Consider the following 14,731-nt stretch of genomic DNA (forward strand, 5'->3'; position numbering starts at 1 on the left):
ATTGCCACCAGATGACCCGGATTTTCCGGCCAGTGCCGGGCCATTTGAGATACAAACGCACCCAGGGCGGGGGCATAGGTGGCATCCTCCGGGCCGGCGCCCCGGGCAAAGGCTTGCTCAAGACTTCCGTGCCGGTCCGCAACCCCTTTTAAACCCGCAAGCATGGCCGCCACATGCCGGCCGGTGGCAAAGCGGTGCACAAACCCATCAAAATCCGCATACAGATCCTCAATGCCGGCATTTTCCAGGTAGCCCCGGGGCGAAGGGCCCATTTTGTCAAGGACCATTCGCACGCTTTTGACAATCTGGCCCACCTGCCCGTAGGCCAGGGCTGCAGCCGCGAAAGCGGCAATCTCCCGGTCTTTGGTTTCCGGATAATCATATACGCACTCCAGGGGATCGGGGCGGACGTATCTGCGGCGGTTGTACTTTTGGTACAACGCTTCAAGATCAGCCGCATCCATGACTATCGGATCTTGGCGCGATACAGCAGCAGGCTGTTTGTCACCACAGAAATGCTGCTAAGCGACATGGCCAGGGCCGCCAGCATGGGGTGGAGCTGGCGCAGCATCATGGGCACGCCTTCAAACGGGTTTAACACTCCTGCGGCCACCGGAATCAGCACCACGTTGTAACAAAACGCCCAGAACAGATTCTGGCGCACCGTGGCCATGGTCTTTTGGCTGATGTGCAGCGCCCGAATCACCCCTTGAAGGCTGCCCGAGGAAAGCACCACATCGCCGGTTTCAATGGCCACGTCCGTTCCCCCGCCAATGGCAAAACCCACGTCCGCCTGGGCAAGGGCCGGGGCGTCGTTGATCCCGTCTCCCACCATACCCACGCGCGAACCTTCGGCCTGCACCGAAAGGACCTTGTCGGCCTTTTGATCGGGCCGGACCTCTGCCAGGACCTGGTCAATGCCCAGCTCTTGTGCAATGGCCCGGGCCGTGGCCGTGTTGTCGCCGGTGAGCATCACCACTGTCAAGCCGTAGTCATGCAGGGCTGCCACCACTTCCTTTGCCTCGGGTTTGAGCGTATCTGCCACGGCAATGATACCCGCAGCCTTGCTGTCTTCTGCCACCAGGACCACGGTACGGCCCTGCTGCTGCCATTTCTCGGCTATATCAGCAAATTCGGAAACATCCACATTGTTGTCCGAAAACCAATCAATCTTGCCCACTTCAACGGTACGGCCGCTGACGCGGGCCCTGACCCCGTCGCCGCCAAAGGATTTGAATTCAAAAGCCGGATCAAAAGAAATACCTTGATTTTCCGCTGCCCTGACAATGGCCCGGCCAATGGGATGCTCTGAGCCTTTTTCCACTGCCGCAGCCAGTGCCAGAAGCTTGTGATCCGATCCGGTGCCGCCCGTGGTCTCAACCACCTCGGGCCGGCCGGCGGTCAGGGTCCCGGTTTTGTCCAGCAAAATGGTATCGAGATGCTGGGCCGCCTCAAGGGCCTGGCCGCTTTTAAACAGCACCCCGGTTTCCGCCCCCTTGCCCGTGCCAGCCATGACCGCGGTGGGTGTGGCAAGGCCCAGGGCGCACGGACATGCGATCACCAGCACGGATACCAACCGGATCATGGACGGAACAAAATCGGCGGTCACCACCATCCATATGGCAAATGTGGCAAATGCCGCCAGGATCACTGCCGGCACAAACACCGCCGCCACCCGGTCTGCCAGGGCCTGGATCGGGGGCCGGCTGCCCTGGGCCTGCTGAACCATGTGCACGATCTGGGCCAGGGCGGTTTCCTTTCCGACCCGGGTGGCCTTGAAATCAAAGGTTCCATCAATGTTGATGGTGCCGCCGGTGACCGTATCTCCGGGCTTTTTGGACACCGGAACAGACTCTCCGGTGAGCATGGATTCATCCACCGAGGACTGTCCCGTTGAAATTTGGCCGTCCACGGCAATGCGCTGTCCGGGCCGCACCCGCAAAACCCAGCCCTTTTCCACGCGTGTGGCGGCCACTTCTTTTTCCTCCCCGTTTTCCACAACCACGGCCGTATCCGGCCGCAGGTTGAGCAGCTTTCGGACCGCGCCGCCGGTTTTTCGCTTGGTGCGGGTCTCCAGGAGCTTGCCGAACTTGATCAGTGTGATGATCACCGCGGCTGTCTCAAAATAGAGATGATCGCCCAAAAAGGGCAATATCAGCACGGCCAGGGAGTAGAAATAGGCCACAGACGAGCCCATGGCCACCAACACGTCCATGTTGGCCCCGCGGTTGGCCAGGCTCCGCACGCCGCTGGTGTAATAATCCCAGCCGGTGTAGAACTGCACCGGTGTTGCCAGCACCAAAAAAAGCCAGTTCACGGCAGTGCTGTGGGCCCATGGTCCCAGAAGGCCAAAATCCCGACCCATGGAAAGCACAAAAAGCGGCAGGGTAAAGGCCAGGCCCACGGCAAACTTGATGGTCTGATCGCGCACCTCGGCATTTCTGGCCGCGGATTCGGCATCTTCTGCAGAATCCGCCCCGCCTTCGGGAATGACCGCGTCATAGCCGGCTTTGCGGATTGCCGCCACAATGCCGTCCAAATCCACCACAGAGGCGATATACTCCACACTGGCTGTTTCCGCGGCAAAATTCACGGATGCGGAAACCACGCCCGGGGTTTTCTTGTTTAGCGCCCGTTCGATATTGGCCGCGCAATTGGTGCAGGTCATGCCTGTCACCGGCAGCTCGGCCCGGCTTGTGGCAACACCGTAGCCGGCCTTCTTGACCTGTGCGACAATATCTTCGACCCCCAGTTGTTTGGGATCATATGAGACAGCAAGCTGTTCTGCGCCGAAATTGACGTCTGCGGATTCAATGCCGGAAAGTTTTTTTACGCTACGCTCGATATTGGCGGCGCAATTGGCGCAGGTCATGCCTGTGACCGGCAGCTGCCGGGTGACGGCATCCTGGCTGCGGCCGGTTATTTCCGGGCCGCTGGTATTGGATTTTGCCTGATCTGCTTGATTTTCCGAATTAGACTGGGTTTTTGTCACGAAGCCTTCCTGAGGGGTTGTTGGGAGCCGTTATTGGGCCGGGTAATTGATTTCCTTTAATTTTTCCAGAATCTGATCCATGCTGGCCGGTGCGTCATACGCCACCGTGACCTGCTTCTGGTCCGCATCACCATCAACCGATGCCACGCCCTGGATCTCCGAGAGTTCGTTTTTGATTGTCATCACGCAATGGTTGCAAGAAATATTGGGAATCTGAAGCGTTTTGGTTTCCATTTCATCCTCCTTGTTCAGGTGCGAAGCACTGCTGCCAGCGCCCCTTCCAGCTCAGGGTATTGAAATTCAAACCCGGCCTCCAAAAGCCGCGCCGGCACCGCGCGCTGGCTGTTTAACATCAGTTTTCCAAGCTCGCCCATGGCCATCTTTAGCACAAATCCGGGCACCCGCAGCACGGCCGGCCGGCTCAAAACCCGCCCCAGGGTTTTGGCAAACTCCCGGTTGCGAACCGGATTGGGGGCGGCAAAGTTCACCGGCCCGGACATATCCGGATTTTCAATCACAAAGGCCGTGGCGCCAACCAGATCATCCATGTGAATCCAGGGCATCCAATGGGTGCCGTCTGACATGGGACCGCCGACAAAAAACCGAAAAGAAGGGAGCATGGCAGCAAGGGCGCCGCCGTCTTTTGCCATGACCAGGGCGAATCTGGGCAAAACCACGCGCACGCCCTTCTCCTGTGCTGCAAGCGCGGCTTTTTCCCAGTCAATGCTGAGACGGGCCAAAAAATCATCGCCAGGAGACGCGGACTCATCCACCGGATGATCGCCCTTGTCTCCGTAATATCCCACCGCAGAGGTGCTGCACAACACCCCGGGCCGGCCCTCGGCCATGGCATCCACAAGATTGTTGGTGGTCTGTATCCGGCTGTCGTAGACAAGCTGCTTGTATTTTTTCGTCCACCTGGAAAAAATGTTTTTGCCCGCCATATTGACCACGGCATCGGCTTTGGCCACAGCATCCTGCCATGATCCTGGCTTTGATGTGTCTGCCCGGATGTAATGGATGTTATCGTCTTTGAGCCATTCAGGCGGCTCGTTGCGATCCACGGCCGTGATGGTCCAGCCCCGCTGGACAAAGTCCCGGATCATGTGCCGGGCCACAAAACCGGCAGCCCCGGTGATCAACACATTCATACCTGCCTCCCAAAAAATCAGGGCACGGCCAAAACCGCCGCGTTTTTAACCCCCTGGAGCACCTTCTGGGCCACGCTGCCAAACAGAAAATCCTGCAGGGAAGACACCCCTCTTCTGCCGATGATGACCACATCGTATCCGGACTCGGCCTCGGAAATGATGTCTCTGGCCACTCCGCTGGAGCGCCTGTTGACTTTGGTATGAACCCGCTCGTGATCAAATCCCGCCTCGATCAGACACCTGCGTGCTGCCTGGATTGCGGTTTCCACAAGTTCGCGCTTCTTGTCCTCAAGGGAACAGAAGGCCTGCTGCTCGGCCTTGAAATACGGGGTCAGCTCCGGGCTGTTCATGGCGCAAAGGGTGCTGCTGTCTTCAACAACGCTGAAAAGCGTTATTTTCGCATCCCGGAGAAAGTGATCTGCGGCAAACTGCACAGCGCGCATGGCGTTTTCGGAATCATCGAAAGAAATCAGTACGTTTTTTGCCATTTCAAGGCCTCCTTAATTATGGCGGGGGTTTACGTTGAAGCTTTACGGTTTCCGGGTCAGGCAAAGGCCGGCGGTTGCGGCCGCTGCATACACCAATTCATGCCTGGTCCAGCAAGGCCTGCACCCGTGCCGGATCATAACTGCGGGCGGCCAGGGGGCTTTCTGCCAGCCCGGGCACCCGGTCGGAAAAACAGGGGCGGTCCTTTTTATAAAACAGACCCGTGGCAATCTGGTCGCCGCCGGCAAATGCAAGCTCCATGGCCGGATTCAAATCATCTGTAGGGTGCCCTTCGGCATTGATATCATAGACGCGCTTTTTATACCAGTCATAGGTGTTGACCGTGTTAAACGACACGCAAACCTGCATAACATCAATGACACTGAGCCCGCGGTAGTCCATGGCCTGGCTGATGAGTCCTGCAAGCTGCTCCTTGTGGCCGCAATAGGCCCGGGCCACGAAGCCCGCCCCCTGGGACAGTGCAAGTGCCGCCGGGTTCAATGGATCGCTTCTGACACCCATTGGCTGGATTTTTGTAACAAAACCCCGATCGGAAGTGGGCGAGGCCTGTCCTTTGGTCAGGCCGTAGACCCGGTTGTCATGGATCAAAAGCGTCATGTCCGGATTTCGCCGGATGGCGGCCAGGAAATGATTGCCCCCTTCGCCGTAGCAGTCCCCGTCTCCCATGCTCACAAGGATGGGAAGTTCGCGATTGGCCACAGAGGCGCCTGTGGCCAGCGGCAGGGCCCTGCCGTGCAGGCCGTGAAAAAAATTGCAGCGCAAAAAATGCGGGGTTTTTCCGGCCTGGCCGATGCCGGAGATCATCAAAACGTCTTCCGGGGCCAGCCCCTGATTCGCCAGGGCCTGCTTTAAAGCCTCCAGAATCGGAAAATTGCCGCAGCCCGGGCACCACTTGTTTTCATAATCGCAGTGAAAATCGCTCACATCAACCATCAATGGCCTCCTCGGCAGCCTTTACCCGCCTGGCGATCTCAAAGGGGAAAAAAGGCCGGCCGTCGTATTTCAGCACCGCCTGATAAAATTTCAGCCCGGTTCTCTCCCGGATAAGCCCGCCGAGCTGGACGGAAACATTTTGCTCCACCATGTAGAAACGCTCACAGCGGCCAAGGATTTCTTCTGCGGCCTGCTGCGGAAAGGGCCAGATATCGGTGAAATAAACGCCGCCGGCATCCATGCCTTCAGATCTGAGCATTTCAACACTTTCGTGGATGGCTCCGGCAGCAGATCCCCAGGCCACCAAAAGCACCCGGCTGTCAGGATAATCGGCCCGGGGGGAACGCATTTCCCCTTCCATGGCGGCAAGTTTTCTGAAGCGCTTGTCCACCTGGCCGATGCGATCCGGGATGGTTTCGCTGATATGACCGTCCTGCTGGTGCTCGTTTCCGCTGACCATGACCAGGGCCTGGCCCGCGCAGGGCAGCGCCTGGGGAGAGATCCCGGAATCGGTGATTTCATAGCGCCTGTATGCCTTCGGATCATCCATGTCCACGTCCGTGACAATATGGCGCTCAACGGATTCAGGCGCGGTCAGGGGCTTTTGGGCAATGTTGACGGAATCGTTAAAATACTGATCCGTCAGCACAATGGCAGGCACCTGGTACTTGTCAGCCAGGACAAAGGCCCGGCCCATGGTTTCAAACCCGTCATTGAGGTTTATCGGGGCAAAAACAAACCTGGGAAACTCGTCCTGGGCCGCATGGAGCACAAAGCGCAGATCCGCCTGGGCCGTGCGCGTGGGCAGGCCTGTGGCCGGTCCGGGCCTCTGGGAATTGACAATCACAATCGGGGTCTCCGTGATGCCGGCAAGACCCAGGCCTTCTGCCATAAGGGCAAATCCGCCGCCTGAAGTGGCGGTCATGGCCCGCACCCCGGCAAATGAGGCGCCGATGACCATGTTGACCGCTGCGATCTCGTCTTCTGCCTGCTCCACAACCAGCGGGGCCCGGTCTTCAAACCCGGTCAGGTTGGCCATTATATCGGTGGCCGGGGACATGGGATAAAATGCCGCAAACCGGCAGTCCGCAGCCAGAGCCCCCAGGGCAAGGATTTTCGCACCGGAAAGCAATTTTCCGGCCGGTTTTTTCTCCGGCCAGACAAAGGCCGGCGCAAAATCGATTGCCGCCACAGCCTGCACCCCGCTTTGTGCCGCCTTGAGGTTGTTTTCCAGGACCCCGGCTTTTTTGGCCTGGAACTGTGTTTTCAAGACTCTTTCCAGAAGACTGTCGGGTGCGCCCAGCAGGGACAGGCAGGCACCGGCTGCCACGGTATTGGCCATGATGGCCCCGCCGGCCTTGCGGGCCATATCGGTCACCGCTATGGACACCACATTGTCGCCGGGAGCTTGCTCCTGGCTGTCGAAAATGGCCAGACCGTCTTCTGCCAGCTCAGACAGGTGCATGTCCAGGGTCCTGGGGCTCAGGGCCACAAGCAAATGCACCCGATGGTCCGGGGCGGCCACGGGCCTGTCGCTGATGCGCAGCTGCAGAAAGCTGTGACCACCCCGAATCCTTGATTCAAAGTCATTTACAGCCAAAACATAAAGGCCGCAGCCGTGGCAGACACGGGCCAGCAGATCTCCGACCGTCTGGATCCCCTGCCCGGCCTCACCGCCGACTTTCACTGTTACATCTATACCCATTGTGTCCTCCGGACCCGGCCGGTCCCTGTCCTAAATTTTCCCGGCCCGGCCGTCGTCACAGGCATCGTCTGTATCATCAAACCGGGCATGCTCGCCAACCGGCATCTTGGTGCAGACATCTTCAAACGAAGTGTTCTTATCCATGGTGCGCACAGCGTCCAGCACCGTTTCATAATCGGGTTCCTGACCGATTTCCGGCACCTGCTGGGTGTAGAGCACCCGTCCGTTTTCGTCGATGACCACCACTGCCCGTGACAGCAGGCCGGCCAGAGCACTGTCTGTGATGCGAACCCCGTAGCGGTCCCCGAAATCCAGACTGCGAAGCTCGGACAGGGAAATGACCGCATCCAGCCCCTCTTTGTCCACAAACCGCTGATGGGCAAAGGGCAGATCCCGGGAGATGCAAAGCACGGCCGTGTTGTCCAGGCTGTGGGCCGCTTCGTTGAACCGGCGCACGGATTCGGCGCACACCATTGTCTCAATGCTCGGAAAAATATTTAAAATCACCTTTTTGCCGGACAGATCCGCCAGGGGCAAATCCGTGAGATCGGTTTTGGTGAGCACGAAATCCGGGGCCTGCTGCCCGGTTTCGGGCAGTTCGCCATTGGTCTGAACCGGGTTTCCTTTAAATGTGATATTGGCCATGGCCGCCTCCTTGTTTGGTTCAAAGTATGTTGTCAAAAGGGTTTACCTGATCGTTTTCTCCAATATAAGCATGGCAGGCGGCCAGTGCATCCAAAAGCCTACATCAAAAGGATCTTTTCAGTGGCCGCCAGGTAAGTGCGAAACCCACCAGCCAGGTTGGCTGCGGAAAAACCATGCTGGATCAGCATCTTATAGGCCAGATAAGAGCGCATGCCCACGGCGCAGTAAGCAACATAGGTTTTATTTTTGTCCAGTTCGCCCATCCGGTCGCGCAGTTCATCCACGGGAATATGCACTGCCCCGTCAATGGTGCCCGAAGTCCGGACCTCGATTTTGCTGCGCACATCCAGCAAAACCGTTTTTTCCGGGTCAAGCCCGGCCACCTCGTCCCAGTTGATTTTTTCCAGGTCCTTTTTGATCAGGTTGGCGCCCACGTATCCGGCCATGTTGACCGGGTCCTTGGCTGAACCATATGGCGGGGCATAGCACAGATCCAGCTCTTCTAAGTCAAAGACCGTCAACCCGGCATAAATGGCTGTGGCCAGCACATCAATGCGCTTGTCCACCCCGACCTTGCCCACGGCCTGGGCGCCCAGAAGCCGCCCGGTACCAGGGCTGAAGAGCAATTTCACCGCCATGGTCTCAGCTCCCGGGTAATAGCCCGCATGGGAACCCGAATGGGTGTAGGCGGCTGTATAGGCAATATTTTCCGCTTTCAGTGTTTTTTCGTTTAAGCCGACTGATGCGGCCGTGTGCTCAAAGACCTGAACCGCACTGGTGCCAATGGTGCCCCGGAAAACCGAAAGCCTTCCCATGACATTGTCTGCGGCAATGCGGCCCTGCTTGTTGGCCGGGCCGGCCAGGGGAATGAGCACAGGTTTGCCAGTCAGCCGGTGGCGGATCTCCACGGCATCGCCCACGGCATAAATATGGGGGTCCGAGGTGCGCAGGGTGTCGTCCACGCAAATGCCGCCGCTGTTGCCGATTGCCAGGCCGGCCTTGCGGGCAAGGCCGGTTTCCGGACGCACGCCAATGGACAAAATGACCATGTCGCAGTCAATCCCATGGCCGCTTTCGGTCTGCACGGTGATGCCTGCGCCGTTTTGCTTCAGGGCAGCCACCCCGTCGCCGAACCGGCAGTCCACCTTTTTTTCAATCATGTGCGCCTGCACCAGCGCTGCCATTTCATAATCAAGCGGCGGCATCACCTGGTCCATTTTCTCCACCATGGTGATCTGCACGCCCCGAAAGACCAGATTTTCAATCATTTCCAGGCCGATGAATCCGCCGCCCACCACCACGGCGCGCTTTGGCTTGTTTTCATCCACGTATGCCTTGATCCGGTCGGTGTCGGGAATGTTTCTGAGGGTAAAGACATTGTCCAAGTCCACGCCTTCAAAAGAGGGACGAATGGGCTCTGCGCCCGGGGAAACAATCAGCTTGCCATAGGATTCCCGGTACTGCTCGCCGGTTTCACGGTTGAAAACCACCACCTGCCGGTTGTCCCGGTCAACGTCGAGAACCTCGGAGTTGGCCCGTACATCCACATTGTACCGTTTGGAAAAAGACTCGGCATCCGTGACCAGCAGATCCTGGCGCTTTTTGATCACTTCGCCGATGTAATAGGGCAGGCCGCAGTTGGCAAAAGAGATATAGGGACCGCGCTCCAAAACGATGATCTGAGCGTTTTCATTCAACCGCCGGGCCCGGGCCGCGGCAGTGGCACCGCCTGCAACACCGCCCACAATAACCAGTTTGTTTGTCATAAACCGCCTCCTTTTAAAAAAGCGCACTGCTTTTTCTGAATTTTGATTTGCATAAAAAGATTTTTCCGCGTCTGCTGTTTCTCAGGAAGGAAGCCCTGCGGCCGGGATTTCAGTTTTTTCGCTCCTGACCGTTTTACGGATTCATCAAATGCCTTCGCTAAAATTTCAAAAACTCGGCCTTTCGGCCTCAAACAGTTTGAAATTTTTACGCTCCGGCATTTGCTGAATTTTTCCGTAAAACGCTCAATGTCGCTTCAAAAACTGAAACCCCGCCCTTGGACTTCCTTGGAAACGTTTGCCTCGGGCCGCAGCCCGGGACAAAGCTATGCAGTAACTTTTCCTAAAGTTACTTCCAAGACTTGGATGTGTTGCTCCGGGCCCCTTTCGTGTGAAACTTTGCACACAGTCGGCCATGATGTCGGACCGGTGGTGGTTTGCGAGTCGCATTGAGCGCGCAAGCGGTCAGCAGGGAGCAAACCGCCACCGGGTCGGCATCATGCGAAAATTTTAGAGCCAAGCACTAACAGCAATTTTTTTAAAGTTACTTGGTCGATTCTGCCAAAATAAAAAATTTAATCATGATCAGCGGCAAATCAATGGGGGTGCAATCTGTCGGATTTATATGTTGATGACTTGGTCGGCCAGCTGCATGGCAGTGACAATGTCTAACATGTTGGTGGTCTGGCCCGTCTGCTTGTGCTCCAACAGGCCGTAGTGGTCCAGGCAGGTGCCGCAGACCAGCACGGCAAGCCCGTCTTTTTCCAGCTGCTGCAGGGCGGAAAGCACCTCGGAGCCGGTTACCGCAAGCCGGACCCCGTTGTTGACCAGCACCAAGCGCCAGAGCTCCGGGCCCATTTCATTTAATGTATTGACAAAATTGGTCATGAGCTTTTTGCCCAGGACCTCGTCGCCATGGCCCATCCGGTCTGTGGTGATCATTACCATGATCTTTTTTTCAGGCTTTTGCCCGGTCTTTTCCCCCGGGCCGGGCAAATCCGTAACATCCGCAGACTCCTGAGAGTCCTGACGGCTTCGGGTGCCTGTCACCCGGAAACCGTCTTCTGCGTTTTCCACGGTTGCTTCATAGGATTTTGAGGCAAAAAAACGGCTGACATTCTGGCAGGCCGCCTCGTTGTCCACACGCACTGTCAGCGTATCAGGGGCCTCGGCCTCAACGACCTGCCGGGTCATGAGCACAGGTGCCGGGCATGCCTGTTTTCTGGCATCGATTTCTTTCATTAACGCCTCCGTTTCAGCGCACAGGGACAATTGCGTTTTGTCTGGACCTGTGCTAATTTTTAAAAAAGCCGCTCATATCGGCCGCTCATATCGCTTGCTTTTTATCAGAAATGGATGCCCGAAGGTCGGGGTCTGTTTTTGAAGCGACATTGAGCGTTTACGAAAAAAACCGTAAACGGTCAGGAGCGAAAAAACTGACCCCGACCGCAGGGCTTCCTTAGCGTGTATGCAATGTAAGTCCGGCAGGGCGTCTGCGGCAAATTGCAAATTCTGATGGGTTTGCTTAAAACAATTGAAAAAATCTATGGAAACGATTTTCACATGGATCTCTGGCAGCTCAAAATCTTTAAAGCGGTCATTGACCTGGAGGGGTTTTCCCGGGCAGCCGAAGCCATTCACCTCACCCAGCCCACGGTGAGCAGCCATATCCGGGACCTGGAAGCCCACTTCGGCTGCCGATTAATTGACCGGATGGGAAAAACCGCGAAAGCCACCCGGGCCGGAGAACTGCTGTATGAATATGCCGACCGGATGCTGAAGCTGGCAGCGGAAACCGAAAGCGCGGTGGCCGAATTTCTAGGCCATATCAGCGGCCAAATCGCCATCGGCGGCAGCACCATTCCGGGCGGCTATATTCTACCCCGGCAAATCGGTGGCTTTACCCGCATCTACCCGGAGGTGCGCATCCGACTACATGTCAGCGACACCCGGCAGATCATTGATGAGGTACTGGCCGGCCGGCTGGATTTCGGCATGGTGGGCGCAGAAGCCGAAAGCGGCCATATTGTCCAGAAGGCCCTGATCCGCGATGAAATGCGGCTGATTGTACGGGCCGATCACCCGTGGGCCGATCACAGGGAAATCGAACTGAACCGGCTCTGCAGCCAGCCCTTTCTACTCCGGGAACCCGGATCCGGCACGAGAAAATCCCTGGAGCAGCAGCTGGCCCGCGCCGGGCTCAGCATGGACGGGTTCACGGTTGCGGCTGAATTGGGCAGCACGGCCTCGGTGATCCAGGGCATCAAAAGCGGCATGGGCATCTCCATTCTGTCGCCAATTGCCGTGGAAGACGAACGCAAGTCCGGATCCTTGAAAGCCCTGGCCGTAACCGGCCTGGATCTCTCCCGGCACTTTTACCTCACCACCCGCCGGGAACGGACCCCGTCTCCCGCCAGCCGGGCTCTGATGGACTACCTGGAAAAACAGATGGCACCGGCTTGACCGGCGGCCGGGGGTCTGGTAAGGGAAAACCAACCTTTGGAAAAAACCGGGATATCATGGATCCGCACCCTTTTTTGGAAAATATCGCTGTTGTTTTAAACCGGCCCAGGTACCCGGAAAACATCGGGGCTGCGGCCCGGGCCATGTGCAACATGGGTCTGGGCCGCCTGATCGTGGTCAGCCCGGAAAACTTTGACACCAGCCGGATTCTCACCCTGGCCACACATGCGGCCGCAGACGTGGCAAACACCATAGAGGTCTTTGATGATCTGCAGGCCGCGCTCGGCGGTTTCAGCTATGTGGCCGGCACCACAGCCCGGCTCGGGGGGCGGCGGCAGGCTGTTTTTTCCCCGGAAAAAACAGCCGCAAAACTAATTTCCATAAGCGCGCACAACAAAACGGCCGTTTTGTTCGGCCCCGAGGACCGGGGCCTAACCAATTCCGAACTGCGGTTCTGCCACAGCCTTGTCCATATTCCCACGGCCCGGTTTTCCTCCATCAATCTGGCCCACTCAGTGACCATTATCTCCTATGAACTGTTTAGGGCCACCCTTGCCCCGCCAAAGGCGTTTTCCCCGAAACTGGCCGACCGCAGACAACTTGATGCCATGTACGCCCAGCTAACAGAAACCCTGGTGCGCATCAACTATCTTCAGCCGGAAAATCCGGATCACTGGATGGACCGGTTCCGGCGCTTTTTCTCCCGGCTGCCCCTGCGCGCCGGGGAGGTAAGTCTGATCCGGGGCATTTGCCGGCAAATCAACTGGTATGCAGGCAAATGCTACAAGGACGGGCAAAACGGAAATCCCCCGGATCCGGCCCTTGGCCTTGTAAATTCCGACGATGCCTGACTTTCGCCTTTCGGATTATCTGCAGCAGCACCTTGTGCATGAATTTCTTGACATCTTCCGGATTTCCCATAAAAATAGAAGAAAAAATCAACTCTACTTTTTACCGATCCTTTAACCAGCCCGCATCATAAGGAGGTTTCACATGGACAAAATTCTCCGCATCCAGATGGGTCCGGACCATCCCCCCAAAGCTGTAACAGAGCCCATCGGCGATTACGCCGGCTCTGGCGGCCGGGGCATGACCTCGGCTGTGGTGGCCAAAGAGGTGCCGCCCCTGTGCCATCCCCTGGGAGCCGAAAACAAGCTGGTCATCGCCCCGGGGCTGCTCAGCGGAAGTGCTGCAGCCATGTCCGGCCGGATTTCCGTGGGATGCAAAAGCCCGCTGACCGGCGGCATCAAGGAGGCCAACTCCGGCGGCCAGGCCGCCCAGGTGCTGGGCCGGCTCGGGTATGCGGCCATTGTCCTGGAAGGAAAACCCGCAGAGGACAAACTCTATAAGCTCGTGGTCAACAAAAACGGCGTGGAGATCCTGCCGGCGAATGATCTCAAAATGCTCGGCAATTACGATGCCGTGGAAAAACTCACCGCAGAGTACGGGGACAAAATCTGCTGCCTTTCCATCGGCCAGGCCGGGGAGATGAAGCTGGGGGCCGCCACGGTGGCCTGCACGGACATGGAGCTGCGCCCCTCCCGGCATGCCGGCCGCGGCGGGGTCGGCGCGGTGATGGGCAGCAAGGGGATCAAGGCCATCGTGCTTGATGACTCGGGGCTGTCCATGCGTTCGCCCAAGGATTCAGACAAGTTCAAGGAAGCCAACAAGGCTTTTGTGGCCGGCTTAAAGAAGCATCCGGTCACGGGTCAGGGACTGCCCGCTTACGGCACCAACGTGCTGACCAACGTGGTCAACGAGGCAGGGGGCTATCCCACTTATAATTTTAAAACCGGCCGGTTTGACAAGGCTGCAGCCATCAGCGGCGAAACCCAGGCGGAAACAGAAACCGCCCGGGGCGGCCAGGCCACCCACGGCTGCCACCGGGGATGCGTGATCCGCTGCTCCGGCACTTACATGGACAAGGACGGCCATTACCTGACCAAGCAGCCCGAGTATGAAACCGTGTGGGCCCACGGCGGCAACTGCGGCATTGACGATCTGGATTCCATTGCCATGCTCGACCGGCTGGACGACGATTTTGGTCTGGACACCATCGAGATGGGCGCCACCATCGGCGTGGCCATGGACGCGGGTCTGGCGGAGTTCGGGGATGCGGCCAGGGCCATCGAGCTGGTCAAAGAAGTGGGCAAAGGCACGCCCCTGGGCCGGATCCTGGGCTCGGGCGCGGGCGTGACCGGCAAGGTCTTTGGCGTGGAACGGGTGCCTGTGGTCAAAAACCAGTCCATGCCCGCCTATGATCCCCGGGCGGTGCAGGGAATGGGAGTTACCTATGCCACCTCCACCATGGGCGCGGATCACACGGCCGGATATGCGGTGACCGCCAATATCATGGGCGTGGGCGGCAGCGTGGATGCCCTGAAGCCCGAAGGCCAGATCGAGCTTTCGCGCAATCTCCAGATCGCCACCGCAGCCATCCGGATAAACAGGCCAAGACCATGTCTGAAATAGAGACCCGCTATTATGTCAGGATAAGCGCCGCAGACCGTCCCGGTGTGCTGGCCAAGGTTTCCAGGGTGTTCGGGGACATGTCCATCAGCATCGCCTCAGC

Annotated in this window: 14 protein-coding genes; 4 read left to right on the top strand and 10 right to left on the bottom strand. The window is 57.8% G+C overall.

Annotated features, from left to right (window positions below; all coding sequences use genetic code 11):
* From R6U41_RS05810 to yedF, 10 genes are all read right to left on the bottom strand, one after another.
* Positions 1-464, bottom strand: a 464-nt coding sequence (locus R6U41_RS05810; RefSeq protein WP_410268888.1) for a DUF2400 family protein, incomplete at its 3' end; no start/stop codon positions are given.
* 2 nt (positions 465-466) lie between these two features.
* Positions 467-2,992, bottom strand: coding sequence for a heavy metal translocating P-type ATPase (locus tag R6U41_RS05815; RefSeq protein ID WP_410268889.1), 2,526 nt, complete (start codon positions 2,990-2,992; stop codon positions 467-469).
* Between the two features lie 30 nt (positions 2,993-3,022).
* Complete coding sequence (locus tag R6U41_RS05820; protein WP_410268890.1) at positions 3,023-3,226, bottom strand: heavy-metal-associated domain-containing protein; 204 nt, start codon at positions 3,224-3,226, stop codon at positions 3,023-3,025.
* A 14-nt stretch (positions 3,227-3,240) separates the two neighbouring features.
* Positions 3,241-4,143 carry a TIGR01777 family oxidoreductase gene (locus tag R6U41_RS05825; RefSeq protein ID WP_410268891.1) on the bottom strand — a complete coding sequence of 301 codons (903 nt, stop codon included), beginning with the start codon at positions 4,141-4,143 and terminating at the stop codon, positions 3,241-3,243.
* 17 nt (positions 4,144-4,160) lie between these two features.
* Complete coding sequence (locus R6U41_RS05830; protein WP_410268892.1) at positions 4,161-4,631, bottom strand: universal stress protein; 471 nt, start codon at positions 4,629-4,631, stop codon at positions 4,161-4,163.
* Between the two features lie 97 nt (positions 4,632-4,728).
* The gene (locus R6U41_RS05835; RefSeq protein ID WP_410268893.1) at positions 4,729-5,583 is read right to left on the bottom strand and encodes a 2-oxoacid:ferredoxin oxidoreductase subunit beta; all 855 of its coding nucleotides are present in this window, start codon (positions 5,581-5,583) and stop codon (positions 4,729-4,731) included.
* A complete protein-coding gene (locus R6U41_RS05840) occupies positions 5,576-7,288 on the bottom strand; it encodes a 2-oxoacid:acceptor oxidoreductase subunit alpha (RefSeq protein WP_410268894.1) in 1,713 nt (570 codons plus the stop codon). Before R6U41_RS05840 ends, R6U41_RS05835 begins: the two co-directional genes overlap by 8 nt.
* A 30-nt stretch (positions 7,289-7,318) precedes the next feature.
* The gene (tpx, locus tag R6U41_RS05845; protein WP_410268895.1) at positions 7,319-7,933 is read right to left on the bottom strand and encodes a thiol peroxidase; all 615 of its coding nucleotides are present in this window, start codon (positions 7,931-7,933) and stop codon (positions 7,319-7,321) included.
* 98 nt (positions 7,934-8,031) lie between these two features.
* Positions 8,032-9,699, bottom strand: coding sequence for an FAD-dependent oxidoreductase (locus tag R6U41_RS05850; RefSeq protein ID WP_410268896.1), 1,668 nt, complete (start codon positions 9,697-9,699; stop codon positions 8,032-8,034).
* Positions 9,700-10,317: 618 nt separating this feature from the next.
* Positions 10,318-10,938 carry a sulfurtransferase-like selenium metabolism protein YedF gene (gene yedF / locus R6U41_RS05855; protein ID WP_410268897.1) on the bottom strand — a complete coding sequence of 207 codons (621 nt, stop codon included), beginning with the start codon at positions 10,936-10,938 and terminating at the stop codon, positions 10,318-10,320.
* Positions 10,939-11,211: 273 nt separating this feature from the next.
* On the opposite strand from yedF, the gene R6U41_RS05860 reads away from it, so the two are divergent.
* The 4 genes from R6U41_RS05860 to R6U41_RS05875 all read left to right on the top strand — a co-directional run.
* A complete protein-coding gene (locus R6U41_RS05860; protein ID WP_410268898.1) occupies positions 11,212-12,159 on the top strand; it encodes a selenium metabolism-associated LysR family transcriptional regulator in 948 nt (315 codons plus the stop codon).
* Positions 12,160-12,215: 56 nt separating this feature from the next.
* The gene (locus R6U41_RS05865) at positions 12,216-13,010 is read left to right on the top strand and encodes an RNA methyltransferase (RefSeq protein ID WP_410268899.1); all 795 of its coding nucleotides are present in this window, start codon (positions 12,216-12,218) and stop codon (positions 13,008-13,010) included.
* A gap of 142 nt (positions 13,011-13,152) precedes the next feature.
* The gene (locus R6U41_RS05870; RefSeq protein ID WP_410268900.1) at positions 13,153-14,631 is read left to right on the top strand and encodes an aldehyde ferredoxin oxidoreductase C-terminal domain-containing protein; all 1,479 of its coding nucleotides are present in this window, start codon (positions 13,153-13,155) and stop codon (positions 14,629-14,631) included.
* Positions 14,619-14,731: ACT domain-containing protein (locus R6U41_RS05875; protein WP_410268901.1), on the top strand; the 113-nt coding region annotated here is incomplete at its 3' end. The genes R6U41_RS05870 and R6U41_RS05875, both read left to right, overlap by 13 nt.

The organism is Desulfosalsimonas sp. (genome assembly GCF_046483245.1).
In the GTDB taxonomy this organism is placed as follows: domain Bacteria; phylum Desulfobacterota; class Desulfobacteria; order Desulfobacterales; family Desulfosalsimonadaceae; genus Desulfosalsimonas.

What these genes read in the sequence shown, in the direction of transcription:
- R6U41_RS05865 (WP_410268899.1), top strand. Translation starts at nt 12,216, where the DNA reads ATGGATCCGCACCCTTTTTTGGAAAATATCGCTGTTGTTTTAAACCGG.
- R6U41_RS05825 (WP_410268891.1), bottom strand. Translation starts at nt 4,143, where the DNA reads ATGAATGTGTTGATCACCGGGGCTGCCGGTTTTGTGGCCCGGCACATG.
- R6U41_RS05870 (WP_410268900.1), top strand. Translation starts at nt 13,153, where the DNA reads ATGGACAAAATTCTCCGCATCCAGATGGGTCCGGACCATCCCCCCAAA.
- R6U41_RS05835 (WP_410268893.1), bottom strand. Translation starts at nt 5,583, where the DNA reads ATGGTTGATGTGAGCGATTTTCACTGCGATTATGAAAACAAGTGGTGC.
- yedF (WP_410268897.1), bottom strand. Translation starts at nt 10,938, where the DNA reads ATGAAAGAAATCGATGCCAGAAAACAGGCATGCCCGGCACCTGTGCTC.
- R6U41_RS05820 (WP_410268890.1), bottom strand. Translation starts at nt 3,226, where the DNA reads ATGGAAACCAAAACGCTTCAGATTCCCAATATTTCTTGCAACCATTGC.
- tpx (WP_410268895.1), bottom strand. Translation starts at nt 7,933, where the DNA reads ATGGCCAATATCACATTTAAAGGAAACCCGGTTCAGACCAATGGCGAA.
- R6U41_RS05830 (WP_410268892.1), bottom strand. Translation starts at nt 4,631, where the DNA reads ATGGCAAAAAACGTACTGATTTCTTTCGATGATTCCGAAAACGCCATG.
- R6U41_RS05860 (WP_410268898.1), top strand. Translation starts at nt 11,212, where the DNA reads ATGGGTTTGCTTAAAACAATTGAAAAAATCTATGGAAACGATTTTCAC.
- R6U41_RS05840 (WP_410268894.1), bottom strand. Translation starts at nt 7,288, where the DNA reads ATGGGTATAGATGTAACAGTGAAAGTCGGCGGTGAGGCCGGGCAGGGG.
- R6U41_RS05850 (WP_410268896.1), bottom strand. Translation starts at nt 9,699, where the DNA reads ATGACAAACAAACTGGTTATTGTGGGCGGTGTTGCAGGCGGTGCCACT.